The 20,359-nt window shown below is 45.2% G+C and carries 20 protein-coding genes; 12 read left to right on the top strand and 8 right to left on the bottom strand.

Features of this window, described 5'->3' with window-relative positions; genetic code table 11:
* The first annotated feature begins 160 nt into the window (after positions 1 to 160).
* Positions 161 to 1,699 (top strand): nitric oxide reductase transcriptional regulator NorR, encoded by a 1,539-nt coding sequence (gene norR, locus WJM94_RS03760; RefSeq protein ID WP_444493002.1) that lies wholly within the window; start codon positions 161 to 163, stop codon positions 1,697 to 1,699.
* Positions 1,700 to 1,976: 277 nt separating this feature from the next.
* The gene (locus WJM94_RS03755) at positions 1,977 to 2,393 is read left to right on the top strand and encodes a LysR substrate-binding domain-containing protein (protein WP_444492892.1); all 417 of its coding nucleotides are present in this window, start codon (positions 1,977 to 1,979) and stop codon (positions 2,391 to 2,393) included.
* Between the two features lie 101 nt (positions 2,394 to 2,494).
* On the opposite strand, the gene WJM94_RS03750 is transcribed toward WJM94_RS03755, so the two are convergent.
* Positions 2,495 to 2,812 carry a chaperone modulator CbpM gene (locus tag WJM94_RS03750; RefSeq protein ID WP_444492891.1) on the bottom strand — a complete coding sequence of 106 codons (318 nt, stop codon included), beginning with the start codon at positions 2,810 to 2,812 and terminating at the stop codon, positions 2,495 to 2,497.
* Between the two features lie 2 nt (positions 2,813 to 2,814).
* Positions 2,815 to 3,762: a DnaJ C-terminal domain-containing protein gene (locus WJM94_RS03745; protein ID WP_444492890.1), complete on the bottom strand. Its 948-nt coding sequence runs from the start codon at positions 3,760 to 3,762 to the stop codon at positions 2,815 to 2,817.
* A gap of 269 nt (positions 3,763 to 4,031) precedes the next feature.
* Between WJM94_RS03745 and WJM94_RS03740 the strand changes: the two genes are divergently transcribed.
* The 9 genes from WJM94_RS03740 to WJM94_RS03700 all read left to right on the top strand — a co-directional run bounded on the left by WJM94_RS03740 (position 4,032) and on the right by WJM94_RS03700 (position 13,011).
* On the top strand, positions 4,032 to 6,464 hold the full coding sequence (locus WJM94_RS03740) for a Lon protease family protein (protein WP_444492889.1): 2,433 nt from the start codon (positions 4,032 to 4,034) through the stop codon (positions 6,462 to 6,464).
* Between the two features lie 392 nt (positions 6,465 to 6,856).
* Positions 6,857 to 8,242, top strand: a complete 1,386-nt coding sequence (gene atpD / locus WJM94_RS03735) for a F0F1 ATP synthase subunit beta (RefSeq protein ID WP_444492888.1) — start codon at positions 6,857 to 6,859, stop codon at positions 8,240 to 8,242.
* Positions 8,243 to 8,250: 8 nt separating this feature from the next.
* Positions 8,251 to 8,643, top strand: a complete 393-nt coding sequence (locus tag WJM94_RS03730; RefSeq protein WP_444492887.1) for a F0F1 ATP synthase subunit epsilon — start codon at positions 8,251 to 8,253, stop codon at positions 8,641 to 8,643.
* A gap of 4 nt (positions 8,644 to 8,647) precedes the next feature.
* A complete protein-coding gene (locus WJM94_RS03725; RefSeq protein ID WP_444492886.1) occupies positions 8,648 to 8,917 on the top strand; it encodes an AtpZ/AtpI family protein in 270 nt (89 codons plus the stop codon).
* A gap of 53 nt (positions 8,918 to 8,970) precedes the next feature.
* A complete protein-coding gene (locus WJM94_RS03720; RefSeq protein WP_444492885.1) occupies positions 8,971 to 9,612 on the top strand; it encodes a F0F1 ATP synthase subunit A in 642 nt (213 codons plus the stop codon).
* A complete protein-coding gene (gene atpE, locus WJM94_RS03715; RefSeq protein ID WP_014234581.1) occupies positions 9,605 to 9,871 on the top strand; it encodes an ATP synthase F0 subunit C in 267 nt (88 codons plus the stop codon). Before WJM94_RS03720 ends, atpE begins: the two co-directional genes overlap by 8 nt.
* A 68-nt stretch (positions 9,872 to 9,939) precedes the next feature.
* Entirely contained in the window at positions 9,940 to 10,689 is a 750-nt protein-coding gene (locus tag WJM94_RS03710; protein WP_444492884.1) for a F0F1 ATP synthase subunit delta, read from the top strand.
* The gene (locus tag WJM94_RS03705; protein WP_444492883.1) at positions 10,676 to 12,175 is read left to right on the top strand and encodes a F0F1 ATP synthase subunit alpha; all 1,500 of its coding nucleotides are present in this window, start codon (positions 10,676 to 10,678) and stop codon (positions 12,173 to 12,175) included. The genes WJM94_RS03710 and WJM94_RS03705 overlap by 14 nt, the downstream gene beginning before the upstream one ends.
* Entirely contained in the window at positions 12,172 to 13,011 is an 840-nt protein-coding gene (locus WJM94_RS03700; RefSeq protein WP_444492882.1) for a F0F1 ATP synthase subunit gamma, read from the top strand. Before WJM94_RS03705 ends, WJM94_RS03700 begins: the two co-directional genes overlap by 4 nt.
* A gap of 189 nt (positions 13,012 to 13,200) precedes the next feature.
* On the opposite strand, the gene WJM94_RS03695 is transcribed toward WJM94_RS03700, so the two are convergent.
* The 5 genes from WJM94_RS03695 to WJM94_RS03675 form a co-directional block, all read right to left on the bottom strand.
* Positions 13,201 to 13,758 carry a DUF3750 domain-containing protein gene (locus tag WJM94_RS03695; protein ID WP_444492881.1) on the bottom strand — a complete coding sequence of 186 codons (558 nt, stop codon included), beginning with the start codon at positions 13,756 to 13,758 and terminating at the stop codon, positions 13,201 to 13,203.
* 167 nt (positions 13,759 to 13,925) lie between these two features.
* Positions 13,926 to 14,999: a tartrate dehydrogenase gene (locus tag WJM94_RS03690; protein WP_444492880.1), complete on the bottom strand. Its 1,074-nt coding sequence runs from the start codon at positions 14,997 to 14,999 to the stop codon at positions 13,926 to 13,928.
* 34 nt (positions 15,000 to 15,033) lie between these two features.
* Positions 15,034 to 15,531: an Lrp/AsnC family transcriptional regulator gene (locus tag WJM94_RS03685; RefSeq protein WP_444492879.1), complete on the bottom strand. Its 498-nt coding sequence runs from the start codon at positions 15,529 to 15,531 to the stop codon at positions 15,034 to 15,036.
* 56 nt (positions 15,532 to 15,587) lie between these two features.
* Positions 15,588 to 16,247, bottom strand: coding sequence for a hypothetical protein (locus tag WJM94_RS03680; RefSeq protein WP_444492878.1), 660 nt, complete (start codon positions 16,245 to 16,247; stop codon positions 15,588 to 15,590).
* Positions 16,248 to 16,318: 71 nt separating this feature from the next.
* Positions 16,319 to 17,614 (bottom strand): aspartate aminotransferase family protein, encoded by a 1,296-nt coding sequence (locus WJM94_RS03675; RefSeq protein WP_444492877.1) that lies wholly within the window; start codon positions 17,612 to 17,614, stop codon positions 16,319 to 16,321.
* 289 nt (positions 17,615 to 17,903) lie between these two features.
* Between WJM94_RS03675 and WJM94_RS03670 the strand changes: the two genes are divergently transcribed.
* Positions 17,904 to 18,839, top strand: coding sequence for a 2-hydroxyacid dehydrogenase (locus WJM94_RS03670; protein ID WP_444492876.1), 936 nt, complete (start codon positions 17,904 to 17,906; stop codon positions 18,837 to 18,839).
* A 34-nt stretch (positions 18,840 to 18,873) separates the two neighbouring features.
* Here the strand turns inward: WJM94_RS03670 and WJM94_RS03665 are convergent, their stop codons facing one another.
* On the bottom strand, positions 18,874 to 20,343 hold the full coding sequence (locus tag WJM94_RS03665; RefSeq protein WP_444492875.1) for an NAD-dependent succinate-semialdehyde dehydrogenase: 1,470 nt from the start codon (positions 20,341 to 20,343) through the stop codon (positions 18,874 to 18,876).
* Positions 20,344 to 20,359 lie beyond the last annotated feature (16 nt).

Here is a 20,359-nt window from a genome sequence, read left to right as displayed (position 1 = left end):
TCTTTATAAGAGCATGTTGTGTGCCATAAAATTTATTTATTAAATATCAATTACTTATGTTGTTTTATTTTGTTTCTTTGTCTTTTTAACAAAGAAAATGGATTGTCTTTATGATAAGGTCATTGTCAATTAGATAAATTTCAGGGTTAAAGCCATGGTTATGGATCAGGTTGGTAAAGAGTGGATACAGGTAGCGTTGGATATTACCTCTGGTATTTCCGATCAGGACAGATTCGACAGATTACTGTCGACTATCAGGCAAACACTAAGATGCGATGCATCCGCTTTACTGCTTTTTCGCAATCAGCAGTTTGTTCCTTTGGCGATTAATGGGCTAAGTGAAGATGTGCTTGGCCGCAGGTTTGATGTTCAACAGCATCCTCGTCTTGAGGCTATCGCAAGAGCAGGAGATATCGTTCGCTTTCCTTCGAACAGTGATCTTCCCGATCCTTATGACGGCCTTATCCCAAACCATGAAGAAGATCTCAAGGTTCATTCCTGTATAGGGTTGCCACTTATGCTGGATGATCGCCTGATAGGAGCGGTCACTATAGATGCGTTTGATCCGACTCAGTTTGAGAGTTTCAAAAACGATGATCTACGAATTATCAGTGCATTGGCTGCCAGCAGTCTGAATACAGCCTTATTAATGGAGCAATTAGAAAGAACGGCTGGTGTCGAAGCCAACTCTCCAAGACGTACCCGTAAATTGAGGCAACTGGGAGAAATTATTGGACAATCTCCGTCAATGCTGGAGCTTAAATCTCAGATTGATGCTGTTGCTGATACCGATCTTTCCGTGCTTGTTATGGGTGAAACTGGTGTTGGTAAAGAGTTGGTAGCAAATGCGCTTCATAGCCAATCTAGTCGCTCTGAAAATTCTCTGGTTTACTTGAATTGTGCCGCGCTTCCGGAATCTGTCGCTGAGAGTGAGTTGTTTGGGCATGTAAAGGGGGCTTTTACCGGTGCAATCAGTAACCGAAAAGGTAAGTTTGAGCTTGCGGATAACGGCACACTATTTTTGGATGAAATTGGTGAGCTGTCACTTCCTCTTCAGGCAAAACTACTGCGTGCTCTTCAATATGGGGATATACAACGGGTAGGTGATGATAGAAACATTAAAGTAAATGTACGTATTATTGCTGCTACTAACCGAGTAATGCATGACGAAGTGAAGGAAGGTAATTTCAGGGCAGATTTGTATCATAGATTGAGCGTTTTCCCGGTATTTGTTCCTCCATTGCGTGAGCGTGATAAAGATATTGTATTGCTTGCCGGTTTTTTTGCTGAGCGATGTGCTCATAAGTTAGGTGTTGCGAATATCAGCTTGGATGCTGCAACCCTTAGCGTTATCCAAAGCTACACTTGGCCCGGTAATGTCCGCGAACTTGAGCATGCAATAAACAGAGCGTCAGTGATTGCAAAGTCGGATTCTCCATCTGAACAGATAACTTTGCTACCGCACCATTTTAACTTTTCCATAGAGAAGGCTGGCTTACAAGCCGCTGAATATAAGCCAAATGAAGGTATGTCTGAATACAAGCATCAGGGTTTAAAAGAGGCTATTGATCTATTTCAGGCTCAGTTTGTACAGAGTACCTATCTGGAAAATGATAAGAACCTAAGTTCTACCGCAAAGCAGTTGAAAGTTAATCCGGGTAATCTACACCGACTAATGAAACGTCTCGGTTTAAAATAATTGTTTGAGTGTAAACCTAGCCAAAAACTGGTCGCAGGAAAGAGGAGTTTTCCTTACCAATTTTAATCCGTTAAATGCTAATTTAGTAAAGCTTGTAACTCACAAATATCCATCAACCATTCAATCAGTTCTGAGCTGACTTTGTTCTGATCTAACTTCAAGGAAGCTACGCATCGGAACAATAGGTAGATACCGCAAACACTATAAAGGCGGAGACCTTCCGCCTTTATCATGGAGTAATTGAGAGTCTACCTAGGATTCAGAGCAAATTTTAGGCTTGCGTTTAAACAGTGAAATACGTGGCAGAAGCAAGCCTGTAATAACAACTGCAATACCAAGTAGTTGCAACCCAGTAACTGCTTGGCCGAGCATAAACGAAGTTAACACAGAGAAGATTGGTACAAAGTTGGTACACAAAGAGAGCGGTGAAGAGTTTGATTATCACCCGAGTAAGGGGGTAAGACTGGAAGTTGATGAGATTATGATGCTGACTCACGGTATCAAACCAGGGTTAGGTATCGGATACGTGCCGGATTACTTTGCGCTACCAATGATAGCTCAGGGTGAAATGAATCATGTCCTACCTGACTGGAGCAGCAAAGTCCGCACGTTGTATATGCTATATCGTGATCGCGACCACCTGCCGATGCGGGTACGTCTGTTCATCGAGTTTGTCATAATGCGCTTTAAGTAGAGCTAACCTCATCAAGCCACTTTGAACTGATTTAATTTATCTAATACCTCTAGCATGAAATTGAGTATCTATTGAATCGATGGCTATTCATCCTAATTATTTTAAAGCAGCTTGTTGAGCTTACGCTCCAGCCGTTCTATCTCATCAAGTAAATCAAGGGCAACTGCTATACCGGGAATATTCAATCCTAAGTCTTGTTGCATTCGTTGAGCCCGAAGGGCGCGGCGTAAGTTGGATGTTGAAAATAACCAATGTATTGGCTTGTCACCTTGCGGATCTAGTACTCCTTCTTCAACCAGAGCGATTACCCATTCAACTGGCACATCACAAGCGCGACAGAACTCTGCTAGTGTCAGAGTCGGCTCGTATTCACCAACAACAGAAATAACGAGCTGATTGGGAGTAATTTTCTTCGTCATAGTTAGACACCTAACTGGCCGCGGGGGTTAAAGGGCATTAAATCTTGCATCTGGCGTAGCAGCGCTTTTTCTTCTTCAGTTTTCACTTTGGGTAATACTATGTTGAGTTTGACCAGCATATCACCAGGATTCTTTCCAGGCAGTCCACGTTCACGTAGGCGCAGAGTTTGTCCGGAAGCTGAATTGGCAGGTATAGTGACTTCGATTGGCCCCATAGGCGTGGGTAGTTTTATTTTCGCTCCCAATCCAGCTTCCCACGGTGTAATGGGAAGTGTCAGACACAGATTTTTTTGTTCTATGCGATAGAAAGGATGTTGGTGAAAGCTGATCTCAAGATACAAATCCCCCGGAGCGCCACCTGAATATCCCGGTAGCCCTTTACCCCCGATACGGATTTGTTGTCCTTCCCTTATTCCCTTCGGAATACGTAAGTTAATTGTTTGAGCATGTTCTTTGTTGGGCGAAGAGTTGGGTAACGTTAGGGTCTTTACTGCGCCATGAAAACTATCTTCAATATCTATCTGTATTTTGGCATGTAAATCTTCTCCCTTCGCTGTGAAGGAGTGATCTCCCGACGTATAACGAGAGTGAAAAGGGTCACTTCTAAAAGAACCACCAAACAGTGACTCGAAAAAATCAGAAAATGCGCTGGGATCGCCTTGGCTGGAACCATTGCTGTAAAACTGAAAATTACGTTTCCAGTTAGGTGGTGCTGTAAACTCCTCTCCAGATGTCCAATTCTCACCAAGCTCATCATAAGCAGCGCGTTTTTTAGGATCTTTCAGGACTTCGTATGCTTCTTTCGCCTGAATAAATTGCTGCTTTGCATTGGCTTCTTTTGATACGTCCGGGTGGTATTTGCGCGCACACTTTTTATAGGCGCGTTTAATGTCCGCAAGCGTTGCATCACGGGGAACACCAAGAATTGCATAGTAATCACGATATTCCATAACATTCACTAATAGGCAGAGTTAACAGTAATTTATTCCCGCTTTACTCTTAGTATATGGATGGTCTAAATGAATGCGAAAATAATATCGTTTTATTGAATTCTATTAGCCACGCAACAGGTATTTCCCACCAAAGAGAGCTCTGGTTTAACTCTGTCTTTCCAAAAGAATGCTGCTTCCGGTGTCGGTGATGCTGTGCATATGTATTGCGCGTCTGTACTACACTGGAATATAAATTCCCGAATTAGTTCAAGGCTTCGGAGCGTCCTATGCAAAAGAAACGTCTATCCCTGACGGAGGAGCAGCTTTACCATGTCTGCGATCTCAATCTGCTGAATTTTGAGACTACCGATGAACTGGCCCCGCTGGCCGAACATCTGGGACAGGATCGGGCGATGGAAGCCCTGAATTTTGGGCTCGACATGCCTCATGCCGGATACAATATTTTTGTCACCGGTTCAACTGGCTTAGGCAAACATACTCTTATCGACCGGCTGCTGCAGAACCGCTCCCGTAATTACCCATCGGCTGATGACTGGTGTTATGTCAATAACTTCGATAATCCACAGCAACCATTGGCATTAAAGCTCCGGGCTGGGGATGGACGACGGCTGCGACAGAATGTGCAACAGTTGGTGGAATATCTGGTTCAGGCGATACCGGAAACACTGCAGAGTGATGAACTTCAGGCACGAACACAAGCACTTCAAGCGGATTACACAGAACGTTGTCACCAAGCCTTTGCAACAGCAGAATCCCATGCGGATGAGTATCATATTATTTTGAAGAAAACCCCGACCGGTTACACTTTTATGCCCGAACTTGATGGGGAAATCTTGAGTCAGGAGGCGTTCCGTAAACTGCCGGAGGCACAGCAGGATCAGATAGAGGCGAATCTCAAAGCATTGCGTCAGGAACTGAATCAGATATCCCGGGATATGCCAGTCTGGCGACGTCAAAGTCTCCAGGCCATCAAAGAGTTACAGCGAGCTACCGTCGCCATCACCATCAGTCAGTTGTTTCTTGAGTTGGAGCAAAAGTTCGGTGCGTACCAGACGGTGATTGACTATCTACAGAGCTTCAAACGAGACCTCATCGATAATATTGATCGTTTTCAACAAGTCCTGAGCAGTCTGGCAGAAGAGCAGAAAAGTGAGAAAGTGGCGGAGTATTTCACAGAATATCAGGTGAATTTGCTGGTGGATAACAGTGGTGTCGACGGGCTGCCCGTGATTTACGAGGATAACCCGACTGTATCGAATCTGGTGGGGCGGGTGGAGCACCTCAGCCATGCAGGTACTTTGTATACCAGTTTTATGTTGATTAAACCCGGTGCGCTGCATCGTGCTAATGGTGGCTATTTGGTGTTGGATGCAGCCCGATTGGTTGACCGTCCCTTGTTGTGGGATTCGCTCAAGCGCGCATTGCGCTCCAGTCAAATCCGGATCCAGTCTCTGGAACAAATGTTGAGCGTGGCAACGACCACTACAATTGAGCCGCAGGTGATACCGCTTGACTTGAAAGTGGTGCTTTGCGGCAATCGGATGCTCTACTATTTGCTCAAATATTATGACCCGGAATTTAGTTTATTATTTAAGGTTCAGGCCGACTTTTCAGAGGAACTGACTTGGGATGAAGCTTCGATAACGCTCTATGCCCAGCTGATTAAGACGGTGCAGAGCCGGGAAAGGTTGCTCCCTTTGGCGCGGGAAGCTGTGGCCCGGGTGATCGAATACAGCAGCCGGATGATGGCCGATCAGGAAAAGCTGTCCTTGCATATGAATTCACTTATGGATTTATTGCGTGATTCGGATTACTGGTCGAGACAGCGTGAAGAGAAAGTGATCACCGCAGAGGCTGTCGAAGCTGCGGTGGAAGCCCAGCGCCGTCGAGTAAGCTATCTCAAGGAGCGTAATCAGGAAAGTGTGTTGCGGGGGATAAGAACGATTGATACCGAGGGCTTCGCGGTAGGCCAGATCAACGCACTCTCGGTTGTGGCGGTTGGTGACCATCCCTTTGGGATGCCCTCACGGATCACCGCGACCATTCGTCTGGGCGATGGACAGATACTCGACATTGAGAGGGAAGTGGATCTGGGTGGCTCGATTCACTCTAAAGGCGTGATGATTCTGAGTGGGTTTCTTGGGGAGCGCTATGGCCAGAGCCAGCCATTGTCACTGAGTGCCTCGCTGGCCTTTGAGCAATCCTACAGTGGTGTGGAAGGAGATAGTGCTTCCGCTGCGGAATTGTGCACTTTATTATCGGCGATCGGGCAGATCCCGCTTAAACAATCGGTAGCCATCACTGGGGCGGTCAATCAGCATGGCCTGATTGAAGCGATCGGCGGCGTCAACGAGAAAATTGAAGGATTTTTCGATATTTGTCTGGCGCGTAAGCTCAAGGGAGAGCATGGGGTGATCATTCCTGCGGCGAATATTCCCCATCTGATGTTGCGGGAAGATGTCCGTGCAGCTGTCCGGGAGCACCTGTTCCATATTTGGGCGATTGAGCATGTCGATCAGGCCATGACGCTGCTTACTAATTTACCTATCGGGGAACTGGTCAACGGTAAGTATCCGGCGACGAGCGTCAATGGCAAAGTGAGTGAACGTTTGTGCGAATTGAATCGGCTGCGCCAACAGTTTGGAGGAAAAGTAATGAATCATCATGCCGGAAATTCTTCCGACGATCGCAAACCGTGAGTGGAGCTTCGCCTATCACAAACGTTAACGTGATCTTAAACATTATTTTTTCCAATTTGCAGTACTTTCGTTTATCTGCTGTCTGTCATTTATCTTCAACCAGCTCTTCCACAGTACTATCAACGATAGCTGAGAAAAGCAGCTGACATCCTTCTATTAAGCTGGGCTATCCGGTGTAAGTAAACCGACCATCAGTTAGCTGTAATTCTTTACTGAACTGGCTAAAGGGATATTCATTACTGCAACTATATGTTGAAACTTTTGGCAGATAACAAGACTTCAAGTTAAACAGGTATACCCTATACTAAAAACTGAAGACGTAAATTATCCGTTAATAGAATTGCTTAAAGCAACTATGCCTAGGGTCAACAGTCCCTAATCAGAGGTATAAGATGGAGTCAGGAAGGAAACATACCCCCATTGGTGTCATTACTGAGATCCACGGTCCAGTAACAGTGATTGCTTGTGACGTGTTGCCTCCCTTACATCAGGCTTTATGTGCGAATGTCGATAATGAAACCTATTTGTTTGAGGTTCACCAACATCTTGATAAGCGGCACATCCGCGCCATTATTCTACATAAAAATTCCTCCTTGCATCGTGGGGTCACCGTTTATGATACCGGTGCTTCTCTTCATGTCCCGGTAACGCCGGATTGCCTTGGTCGTCTGCTCAATATTTTTGGTGAGCCGCTGGATGGCGGTAGTGAACTCAAGGCGTCAATGTATCGCAATGTCCACAGTGCCCCAGTACCGATCCATGAATCTGTCGGTGCCGGAAAAGTGTTAGAAACCGGAATCAAAGTTATCGATCTTCTCTGTCCTTTCATTGAGGGCGCGAAAACAGGATTACTCGGTGGGGCGGGTGTTGGAAAAACGGTGCTAATTATGGAGTTCATGCACGCGATGGCTTCATTACACCAGGGTGTGTCGGTTTTTTCCGGGATTGGTGAGCGTATACGTGAGGGTCATGAACTTTGGCACGCTATCCGTGATGCAGGAGTACTGCCACAGACATTGATGGTGTTCGGACAAATGGACGAGTCTCCGGGTGTCCGTTTTCGGATCGGACTGTCGGCCCTGACTTATGCGGAATACCTGCGCGATACCCTGAAAAAAGATGTTCTGTTTGTCATGGATAATATTTTCCGCTTTGTGCAGGCTGGCAGTGAAGTATCCAGTTTACTCGGTAGGATGCCTGCTACCGTAGGTTACCAACCTACATTGTCGACAGATATTGCAGAGATTCAGGACCGTATCCTTTCAACGAAAAATGGAACCATCACTTCGGTGCAGGCTGTTTATGTCCCTGCTGATGACATGACCGATCCAGCTGTCAGTACCATCCTTAGTCACCTTGATAGCACGGTAATGTTATCCCGGGCACAAGCGGGTAAAGGTATTTATCCTGCGGTCGATGTTTTGCAGTCAAGCAATAAGCTCATGGATCGTCATACATTAGGTGAACGTCACTACAGTATTGCTGAAGGCGTCCGGGAACATTTGGCTCGTTACCATGAGCTGGAGGATATTATAACCATGTTAGGTGTGGGGGAGCTGTCTCAGGCTGATCGTACAATCATCATGCGAGCCCGCAAACTTCAGCGTTATCTGACCCAGCCATTTTGTACAACTGCAGCACATACAGGTATGTCGGGTGTGTCAGTGCCGCTGGAAAGTACGCTAATAGATTGTGAACATTTTCTCCTTGGTCACTACGATGAAATACCGGAAGAGCGCTGTTATATGCGGGGGAGTATGGAGAGCCAGCCACGATGAAAAGTTTCATGCTCTGCCTGCTGGATGCAACGCATGCAGAAGAAATCAAGGATGTCACATCTTTTGTGGGTGAAGACCAAACGGGTAGCTTCGGGTTGCTGGCGAATCACAGTCGTTTTATGACGGTTCTTTCTACGGGAATAGCAAAGTACCGCACGGGTGATAGTGACTGGAAATATCTGGCAGCGGCAGGTGGGGTGCTCTATTTTAAAGATAACATCCTAACATTATGTACCTACCGCTTTTTGCTGGACGATGACTATAGCCGTATTAGCCTGGCACTGGAGCAACAATTGCTCGCAGAAGAAGAAAAGTCACAGACGTTTAAAGACAGCCTACATCGTATGGAAGAAGAAGTATTTATGCGACTGTGGAAAATAGGTAAGAGAGAGACAATTTAGTGTCATGCCTAAACTGGATGATTTGAAAAAGAAAACTGAGTGTCAGGTTGACCGTATGAAGAAGGCTGAGCGTGATCGGCGTACCCTTATCGGCCAAACTATTTATCTTGGAACGCTGGGGTTAGTGCTTGCTTTACCCATTGTGGGCGGTGCTTACCTCGGTCATTGGATAGACAGCATGATAGAGGGATACTCGGTTCGCTGGACAATCAGTTTTATCTTGCTCGGCGTGATGGTAGGGATGATTAATGTCTATCTTCTGATTCGGCAATAATGCCATGGATTTTAACTGAGATGGGGTAAATCCAACTCAGTGAGACTGTAATTATGATAGATAACACTATAGTCACAACATGGGGAATCATTGGCGTAATCGGGCTGCTTGCCTGGCTTTTGTCACAGAAGTTATCGATAAAACCCGGGCTGGTGCAGACTGCTATTGAAGGTATGATTGCCAGTATTGAAAATGTGATTAGAGAAGTTGCTCCTCAGCATGTGAAAAGCCTGATGCCATTTATTGGCAGCCTATGGATATTTCTTGTTATTGCCAATCTGAGTGGGCTTATTCCGGGCGTTCATTCCCCAACACGTGATTTATCTGCTACATCTGCTCTGGCAATCATCGTTTTTCTTTCGACACACTGGTATGGCATTCGTCTGCAAGGGATAAGGCAATACTTAAGCCATTATTTAAAACCCAGTCCGATTCTATTGCCGTTTCACCTTATCGGCGAAGTAACCCGTACGGTTGCTTTAGCTGTGAGGTTATTTGGCAACATGATGAGCCTAGAAATGGCGGCCTTGCTATTTCTGATGGTGGCGGGATTTCTGGCGCCAGTTCCAATTTTGATGCTCCATGTCATTGAAGCATTAGTTCAGGCTTATATCTTCGGCATGCTAGCACTCATCTATATAGCGGGCAGCCTACAATATCAACAACAGCAACAAGAAGGAGCCACTAATGAATGAATTATCTACTTTTGTTCTGACTTCCACCGCTGTTGCCATTATCGGTATTTCTATTGGGGTCTTGGCACCAGCGATAGCCATGGGGTGGGCTGTGAGTCGGGCGATGGATGCTCTGGCACGTCAGCCTGAGGCTGAAAAGTCAATTATGCGGACGCTTTTTATCGGGTTGGCGATGATAGAGTCATTGGCCATTTATGTGCTCGTTATTGTGTTGATTGTGCTGTTCCGTAATCCATTGCTTGAATACCTTATAAAATAAGGGCTGTTAGTTTACCGGACGGCAATCACTCTATGATGGTTTATCACCAATATTGAGGAGCAATTACTTTGGAGTTTAGCTGGACTACTTTTGTGCTGGAAATCATCAATTTTTTGGTGTTGATCTGGATTCTCAAACGCTTTCTGTTTAAGCCGGTGATGGCTGTTATTAGTCAGCGCCAGGCCGGTATTGATAAGCAGTTTAGTGAATCCCAACGCCTCAATGATGAATCGGCAGCACTGAAAGATGAGTACGAAAATCGTCTGTCTAATTGGGAGCGTCAGTGCCAGTTGGCAAAAGAGGAATTGGCGAGGGAAATTGATGCAGAACGAGCATCTCGGTTAGAGCTGTTGAAGCAGTCAATTGAACAGGAAAAGAAAAAAGCTGAGGTTGCTGAATCCCGCCAGCGTATGGAAGCTATTCGTGATAGTGAACAACAGGCATTACAACAGAGCGCTCAATTTGCGACTTCCTTGCTTAGCAGGGCTTCTGGACCGGAGCTGGAGGCTCGGTTGCTGGAAACCCTGTTGGATGATTTATCGTCTCTTTCCCATGAGAGCGCTGCCAAATTGTTACTTCAGTGGGGAGTATCGCCTGAAGTTATTGAGGTAAGCAGTGCATATCCAATCCCTGAAGAAAAGCGGCAAGATCTGGAAAAGGCGCTGATGACAGTCAGCCAATTATCCATTCCTGTTCAATATGTTCAGAACCCTGAGTTGATCGCTGGATTGTTTATCACAATAGGTGCGTGGTGTCTGCGTGCCAATATAAGAGATGATTTAAAGGGGTTTATGGAGTTTGCCTATGTTACCCGATGAAGACGAACTCAATAGCCCGTTGGCACAGCAGGCGATGTGGCTCAAGGATTATAAACCGGGATTACGTCTTGAAGAGCGGGGAGCGGTGCGATCCATCGGAGATGGTATTGCCAGAATATCCGGGCTTCCTTCGGCTGCGGTGAATGATATTTTAACGATGGAGGATGGCAGTCGGGCAATGGTTTTTGACCTGACGGAAGAGTTGGTCAGTGCGGTTCTTCTGCATGAAACCAGCCAGTTGACCGCCGGAACCTCCGTTCATCTCTCCAGGCATTCCTTAAGTGTACCTGTGGGTGACAGATTGCTTGGCCGGGTGATTGATCCCTTAGGCAGTCCACATGATGGGGAAGCACCTCCTATCCCTTCAGCATGGATGCGTCTGGATACGTTGTCTCCCCCGATTATCAGCCGTGATTTCGTCAATGCGCCTTTATATACGGGTATAAAGATCATTGATACGTTAATCCCGATAGGTAAAGGGCAGAGGCAGTTACTTATTGGTGATGAGGGCCTTGGGCGAAGTGCCCTTGCTCTTGATACCGTGATTAATCAACGAGACAGAAATGTTCGCTGTGTTTATGTGCTCATTGGGCAAAGGCGTTCTACCGTCATTAAAACTATTGAGATATTACGAGAGTTTGGTGCTCTTGAGTACACAACTGTCGTCGTCGCTGAAGCGAGTAGCCTTCCGGGATTACAGCATATAGCGCCTTTTGCCGGTTGTGCTATTGCTGAGTATTGGATGCAGCAAGGGCATGATGTCCTTGTCGTATACGATGATCTCAGCACTCATGCCAAGATTTACCGGGAATTATCATTGCTTCTGCGCCGTCCTCCCGGGCGAGAAGCCTATCCCGGTGACATTTTTTCAGTACACGCGGGATTGTTAGAACGTACGACCTGCCTGAGTCCGTCTCATGGCGGTGGTAGTATGACTGCGTTGCCAATCGTAGAGACTAAACAGGGAGAAATCGCAGATTATATCCCGACTAATTTAATATCAATAACTGACGGGCAAATCTATTTGGAACGAGGGCTGTTTTCAGCAGGCTTCCGTCCGGCCATTGATATTGCCCGTTCGGTTTCTCGTATTGGGGGACAAGCGCAACATCCCAGAATCAAGGAAGAAGCCGGAAGTATGAAGTTACACTACCTGCAGTTTCTGGAACTTGAGAGTTTCACCCGCTTTGGTGCCCGGCTTGAAGCTTCGATGGAGGAAGCGATTCAACGTGGTCTGATATTGAGGGAGATCCTCAAGCAGGAGCAATTTTCCCCTCTCCACGAGACTTTTCAGCTGACATGGCTTGTGGCTTTTAATGATGGACATTTCAAGGATTGCGGACGACAACAAGTTGCGTCGCTTCTTAATATTCTTCAACAGGAAGTGAAGTCTTCCAGCCTTATCCTTGATAGCCCCAGAGAGGAGTGGAGTTCAGCTGTGGCTAAATGGTTATCTTCTACCAAAATACAGGACAGTACGTTATGAGCCGACGCCTGGATCTGGACAATCACCATCATAGTCTGAACGAAATTATAAAAATCTTAGATGCTATGAAAATGTTAGCTTATATGGAAACTCATAAGTTGGGGACATTTCTTGATACTCAACATCGTGCGATCGATGTCATCAGTTCAGCGGCTTCCGACTTTCTGAGTTTTTATCCGGGAACACTGTTAAAAAAATCTGAAGAGCTTCCTGTTTATCTTTTAATTGGATCCGAGCGGGGATTTTGTGGTGATTTCAATCAGGAGTTGGTGGATTATATTGAGCAGTTTTTAAATATTCCATCCAATGTAAAGCCAACTTTAATTATTGTTGGCCGTAAGCTCTGTAACTTAATGCAAGATGATGTACACGTATATGCGCAAATAGATGGCCCTAATGTTGTCGAAGAGGTGTCCACTGCTCTCGAACAAACTGTTCAGATACTTACCCAGTTGCAGCAGCAACAGCCGTTGATGAGCTTATATAGTATTTACCATAGCGGTGAGCAGGAGATTAGCACAAAAAAATTATTGCCACCGTTTCAGCACAAACACCCGCAGTCAGCGAGTTTTCCGTATCCTCCGGAACTCAACTTATCTCCGGCAGACTTTTTGATCAATGTTGCCGAACAGTTTCTTTTTACTGCTCTACATGAAATATTTTATACCTCTTTATTAGAGGAAAATTACAATCGAATCATGCATCTTGAAGGTGCAGTTAAACATCTTGAAAGCAAAGCGGATGAATTGACCCAGCAATGTAATATTTTACGCAGGGAAGAGATTACCGAAGAAATTGAAGTAATTTTACTTAATGCGAGTAGTTTTGATGATTAACCAATTGGTTAAGTGCTCATGTGGCATCAATGCTAGGGCGAGAACAGTAAGTGGTGAGATACAATTCTTTTGCTGATTTCGCAAAGATGATGAAGAAGAGATTCTATAGTACTCAAGCGATTTGAGGTTTGTGCTCTAAAGCATTTATTTCTCTTTTCAATTCAATATTGCGATTTTTACTCACTAACATCAGTCGATGTAACCACTACCAATGGCTCTGAACGGCATATCTAAGTTTAGCTCTGGTATTTGCTGGCCAACCCAGGCTGGGAAGGTGTTGCTGTTTGGCCCAGGAAATAGTTTGTATTCATTTGCCCAAGGGTAGTTCTCGACAATACTCTGAATTTTGGGGATGAGCTGCTGTGCTTGTGCCCCTTGAATCGATAGAACTTTTTCAGGTCGAGCTCCATACCAATAGCGATCGGGAGTAGCAGTCTGATAGTTATGTAGCGCCGGTTGACCACGACTTATTCGCCAGCCAACCACTTCATAGACGGTGTATTCATCCGCATTCTCTGGCTTGATGGCAAGCCAAGTGTGTACTGCAAACCAGCCACGCCAACCAAATGCATCTGCTGCATAAAACTCAATCACTGCCTGTTTAACATCCGATGGGTTTGGAGCAATGCCTGCAGGTTCACGGCTGGCAGTCCGCCAGTCCCGCTGAGTACAGCCACTAATTATTGCACAGGCAGCCAACAGTAGCACAGGCGTGATCAGACGTTTTAATTTAAAGCTATTTGTCATCGTTAAACTCCTAACGTTTTTCTTATGGCAACGGCAGAAGGGGACCCAATGAAAACTGTATTCGCAGCAACAACCGACGGCGTTAATGGCACCGGGGCCACGAGACACTATTAATATTAAATAGTAAGACAGCCTGGACTGCCTTACTAAATGTTGTGAGGAAATTTCTAAATTAGTCGAAGGATTTCATTTTCAATTTCAGTACCCAATTCCTGAGTCGAGGCTTTGCCACCCATATCTGGCGTGAGGCTGTTTCCTTCACGAATAACGTTTTCCATCGCCTTTAAGATAATGTCGTGCTCTTTAGATAATCCAAGATGATCTAGCATCATCGCACCAGCCCAAATAGTACCGATCGGGTTCGCAATATTTTTACCGTAAATATCTGGTGCTGAGCCATGAACAGGTTCAAACATGGATGGGAAGTCCCGCTCTGGGTTGATATTTGCTGAAGGAGCAATCGCAATTGTACCAGTACATGCAGGGCCTAAATCAGACAAGATATCGCCAAACAGGTTAGAACCGACAACAACGTCAAAGTGTTCCGGCATTCGAACAAAATTCGCGGTCAAAATATCGATATGAAATTGTTCCGTTTGAATGTCCGGGTAATTTTTGCTCATAGCTGCGAAACGACTGTCCCAGTATGGCATTGAATGATACAACCCATTCGATTTAGTGGCGGACGTGACACGTTTTGCATCGCGTTTGGAAGCGAACTCAAAGGCGTACTTTAAGATGCGATCCGTCCCTTTGCGGGTAAAAATGCTCTGCTGAGAAACTATCTCGTCGGCCGAACCTTCATACTGGATACCACCAACAGACGAATATTCACCTTCGACGTTTTCTCTGACCACATAGAAATCGATGTCTCCAGGCTTTTTGTTGGCTAACGGGCAAGGAATACCCTCGAACAGACGGATGGGTCTAAGGTTTACATATTGCTCAAACGAGCGGCGAATAGGGAGCAGCAGTCCCCATAAAGAAATGTGGTCAGGTACATTAGGGAAGCCCACCGCACCGAGATAAATCGAATCGTATTTAGAAAGGATTTCGATACCGTTTTCAGGCATCATTCGGCCAGTTTCTAAGTATGTTTCACATGACCAATCTAAATAATCAAATTCAAATTCCACATCCATTCTGGAATCTGTAAGTGCTTTGATTACCTTTATCCCTTCGGGGATGACTTCTTTACCAATGCCATCGCCAGGTATTACCGCAATTTTAAATTTTTTCATTTCCATACTCATTTAAAGAACAAGAAATAACGTTTTACTGAGCACTGCGTTCCAATAACTTATTTATGGGGATGTCTTCTTTTATCACTGGTGACTTAATAACGATGTAACTGAAATACTTTGAAATTCCCACATTATTGTCGACAAGTTTCTCAATGATCTCCTGATAGTGAGCAACGTTTCTTGTGACGAATCGTACGAGGTAATCGTAACCACCGCTGATCAGGTGGCACTCCATTACTTCATCAACTTTCTTCATGTAATTTTCAAACTTTACAAAATCTTCCCGCTTGTGACTATTGATATAGACTTCAGTGTACACCGTGACATATTCCGTTATTTTTGTCAGGTTTAGGAAGGCCTTATAGTTTTTTATATAACCACATTGCTCAAGCCTTTTCACTCTCTGAAGGCATGGACTGGCTGAAAGACCAACGGCATCAGCTAACTTCACGTTGGTCATTCGTCCGTTTTTCTGCAATTGAGTCAATATATTGATATCAATGCGATCGAGTCTCATACTTGAATCCATAGCGCTATCCTTAACATATATGGGTTTACTGGACGATGTATGAATTCAAAGCAATTCTAATGCCATGAACTGCGTATAGTGTTCTGATGCTCGATAACCAAGCTTGCAAGAGATTCCGTCTTAGTTGTGTCTGGAGCATACAGCGGGCTCCTGTGTAAGATACGAACATTCGGAAACTGAGTCACTTCTGCAAGGCTGGTGGTTGTTAGTAACAAACAGTCATCAATGGATTCTCCTTTTTCCTCTAAGATTTTTGATAACGCACTGGTTTCTTGCCCGCGAATGATCAACTCCTCTTTATTCAGTTCCAGGCTTTTTAGTATGTGTGGAAGGTCTTCCGGTTCTATATCTAATCTTATGAAAACCTTAAAAAATTTCTTTAAATAATGAAGAGCTCCATAAGCATCTTCATATAACGGCCAACGGGTCATTGCACGGCCAAACTGAAAGGTTTTCCGCCAGTTATACTGGCGGTTAAGTTCTTTCATGATGAACTGATACGCAAACCCATGTGATGCAAGGAAACCATTAGAAACCAGTGATTCTGACAAGCCGTAGTAATAATCCAGATACTGCTTAATGATGGTTTTTTGAGACGGAATATCCTGCGGTAAATCCTGATCAAGATCGTAAATTTTTCTCAAAATACCCTTGTAGTGGTTAACTAGAATTCCATCACAATCGATGATAATAGTTGTGAATTTGGTTATGTCCACGCAGGCTCCTTTTTCAATTTTGTGCAATATAACGCACAAATTGCACTACTGTAGGTCAGGGTAATGGAAAGCTATCCAAGTACGTTTGTGCAAGCCTGGTTTAGCATTTCCAAAGCTTCACTTAGTATGGATTCTGACGTGTTTATTGGAGGCAGAAATCGGATGACATTCCTTTGTGTACCGCACTTTATAACCAATAAGCCCTGTTCACGGCATTCGTCAATCAATGTCTGTGTAAGTTGAGCATTATCATCTGGAGTGTCGGTTTCTGTAACCAGTTCCATCGCGAGCATAAAACCAAGTCCACGAACATCCGCAATTGCCGGGAAATCACGTTTGAGAGACAAGAGACCCTCTTCGAAAAAATGCCCGCGCTGACTTGCTAGCGATAGCAGAGAATTGTCTTTCATAAAGAGATCCAATACAGCATTTGCTGCTGCACATGCAACTGCATTACCACCATAAGTACCTCCCAGACCACCTGGCAATGGACCATCCATAATTTCTGCTTTACCAACAACTGCCGAGAGTGGGAATCCGCCGGCGAGGCTTTTCGCTGTTGTGATTAGGTCTGGCTGAATTTCGGCGTGTTCATAGCCGAACATTTTGCCTGTACGGCCAAATCCTGCCTGAATTTCGTCCATGATCAGAACGATACCATAACGTGTTGTGATTTCTCTAAGTTGTTGCAGGAACTCTTTAGGGGCAGCAAGGAAGCCACCATCACCTTGCACAGACTCAATAATAATGGCGGCTACACGGTCTGGTGTGACTTCGGTGGTAAAGATATCGTCCAGAGATTTAAGAGCCTCTTCACTGCTCACTCCACGAAACTCGTTCGGGTAAGTTGCGTGGTATATTTCACCAGCCATCGGTCCGAAGTTTTGTTTGTAGGGGGCACTCATTCCCGTTAAGGTACTACCAAGAAGTGTTCGTCCATGGAAGCCACCTTTAAAAGCGATCACAGCCGGTCGGTTGGTATAGCCACGAGAAATTTTTACTGCGTTTTCTACCGCTTCAGCGCCGGAAGAGAGAAGAACCGTTTTGTATTCTTCGCCTTTACCTACAAGTTGATTGAGTTTCTTTGCAACATCAATATAGGGTTCGTATACCGATACCTGAGCACAAGGGTGTGTCACTTTAGAGAGTTGTTCGATAACGGCATTTGTCACGTTCGGGTGATTATGTCCGATATTGAGCACACCGATGCCTCCGACAAAGTCCAGGTAGCGTTGACCGTCGACATCCCACATTTCCGCACCGGAGGCTTTTTCCAGAGCAATGGGATGTGCGTTAACCAGCCCTCGAGGAACATGGCGAAGCTTGTCTTCAAGTAGAGCTTTAGAGCGAGATTTATCTGTATTCATAATGTTACCTTTCCATAGCAAACTAGATTCCTTATGAAAAAAGTAACATTTTTGGCCGGAGCACAACGCTTAATTGGCCATCTATATATACACATTTGACTGTATTTAGGGGTCAAAACAGCATCATTTTTCGTTGCGTTTAACTTTGCTGTCAGACGCAGTGGATACGTTATTATCTGCTGTTTACCACTCGTCTTTTATCGTCATCTGCGGCGGCGATTTATCACAATGTTTTCTGGTTAATTATCAACGAGCTGATCGACTATGATTTGCTCGAAAAGGAAGTGACATGGGAAAAAAGCTTAATATTCTATATTGTTCGACAGAAGAGCGTGGTCGTGTTTGGAAACAAAGAATAGAAGAACGTCATCCAAATATACACTTCTCAATCTGGCCGGATGTGGGCGATCTTACTGACATCGATATTCTTATCGTATGGAAAGTACCTAAGGGCTTGTTAAATGAAATGGTTAATTTGAAAGCCATATTTACCGTATCTGCTGGTGTTGATCAGATTGATTTTTCCGATATTCCTGACCATGTATCCGTTGTGCGTATGATTGATAATGATTTATCCGATCAACTGGCGGAATACGCTTTAATGTCTGTATTGATGTTATACCGACGAGCGTTTGATTATCTTGAAAATCAAAAACAGCAACGCTGGCAAGAATTTTCAGTGCCTTCTGCCAGTCAAATAAGGGTTGGTATTATGGGGCTCGGTCAGCAGGGAAGAAAGATTCTCAACAGGCTGAAACCATTCAATTTCCAGTTGAGCGGATGGTCTAAATCCGGCAATGAAATAAGTGGTGTCACCTGCTTCGCAGAGCACGAATTGGGAGAGTTTCTATCTTCGCTTGATATACTTATCTGTGTCTTACCGTTAACCAGTGAAACGCAGGGCATTTTAAATTCAGAGTTGTTCAGATTGTTACCCCAAGGCTGTTCGATCATTAACATGGGTAGAGGGGAGCATCTTGTTAGTAGTGACTTACTTGCTGCGTTAGATTCTGGACAAATCGGCCGCGCCATTTTAGATGTTACAGAACAAGAGCCATTGGATACTGAAAGCCCGCTTTGGCTTCATCCTAAGATTATGATCACGCCTCATATCGCGGGCTCAACTCGTGCGGATTCTGCATTTAATACATTTGAAACTAATGTGCTGAAGTGGATGGCGGGAGAGGATCTGGAGGGGTTAGTGTCGCGAATTCGGGGTTACTGATTTCGCGACAAGAGGTGATATCAAGGGGGAGGGCTTAGAGCCCTCCAACGTGCCAGGCTTTCACTTCGAGGTATTCATCGATCCCCATGTTAGAGCCTTCACGGCCTAAGCCAGACAATTTGATTCCGCCAAATGGTGCAGAATCCATGGAAATGACGCCTGAGTTTAATCCGACCATACCGAACTCTAAAGCCTCGCCAATTTTCCACGCTCGTTTCAGGTTCTGAGTATAGTAGTAAGCACCTAACCCATAAGGTGTACCGTTCGCTATCGCGAGTGCCTCTTCATCAGTCTGGAAGCGGAACAGCGGAGCGAGAGGACCGAACGTTTCTTCCTGTGCTACCAGCATGTCCGTCGTAACGTTCGTCATCACCGTTGGGGTCACAAACTGGCTGCTTGGATCCGGAATTTCACCATATACAATTTCAGCGCCTTTGCTTAGCGCATCTTCGATATGGCATTTCACTTTATTCACAGCCGCTGTGTTGATAAGGGGACCGATAGTTACGCCTTCTTCCAATCCATCCCCGACCTTGAGTTTCTCTACCGCGTCGATAAGTGCGGTAGTGAATTGATCGTAGATAGAGTCATGAACCAGTACCCGGTTGGCGCACACACAAGTTTGTCCCGCATTTCGGAATTTACTTGCCATCAGACCTTCGATAGCCTGAGGAATATCCGCATCACCAAATACGATAAATGGTGCGTTTCCGCCAAGCTCGAGGCTAAGGCGTTTAATCGTTGGGGCACTTTGTGCCATTAACAGGCTGCCAACTCTCGTTGAACCGGTAAAGGTAATTTTACGTACAGTTTCGCTTGCCGTGAGTTGTTCACCGATGCGAGCAGCATCACCTGTTACTACGTTAAAAATACCGGCCGGGATGCCCGCCTTTTCAGCCAGTACACCCAGTGCGAGTGCGGTAAGTGGTGTAAGATCCGCTGGTTTGACGATGATTGGACAACCCGCTGCAATTGCTGGAGCACATTTACGGGTTATCATTGCCGCCGGGAAGTTCCATGGTGTGATAGCAGCGCACACGCCAACAGGCTGTTTGATGGTCATTACTCGACGATCGAGAGATGGGTTACTCAGTGTATCACCGTGGACACGGCGAGCCTCTTCAGCAAACCACTTTATAAAGCTTGATGCGTAAACAATTTCGCCTTTGGCTTCTGGCAGAGGCTTACCCTGTTCCAGCGTCATGATAAGCCCCAAATCATCTTTGTTATCGAGCATCAGTTGGTACCAGGTCATCAACATTTCTGAACGTTCTAACGCCGTAGTTTGCTTGAATTTTTTAAATGCAATGTCAGCCATCTCAATTGACGAAAGCAATTGCTGGTCTGATAAATCTGGCACACTTGCAATCACTTCTTGGTTAGAAGGGTTGACTACATTGATGGTTTTCCCATCGTCTGAGTAACACCAGTCACCATTGATGTACACTTTGTCAGTTAAGAGTTCTGGGTTTTTGAGCTGTTTTAAAATCGTTTCGTTAATCATGTTCACTCCGTTGAAA

Origin of the sequence: Vibrio sp. YIC-376 (assembly GCF_052353105.1) — a bacterium.
Taxonomy (GTDB): domain Bacteria; phylum Pseudomonadota; class Gammaproteobacteria; order Enterobacterales; family Vibrionaceae; genus Vibrio.
The sequence above is the reverse complement of the archived record's forward strand: the minus strand, read 5'-3'. Positions and strand labels throughout refer to the sequence as shown.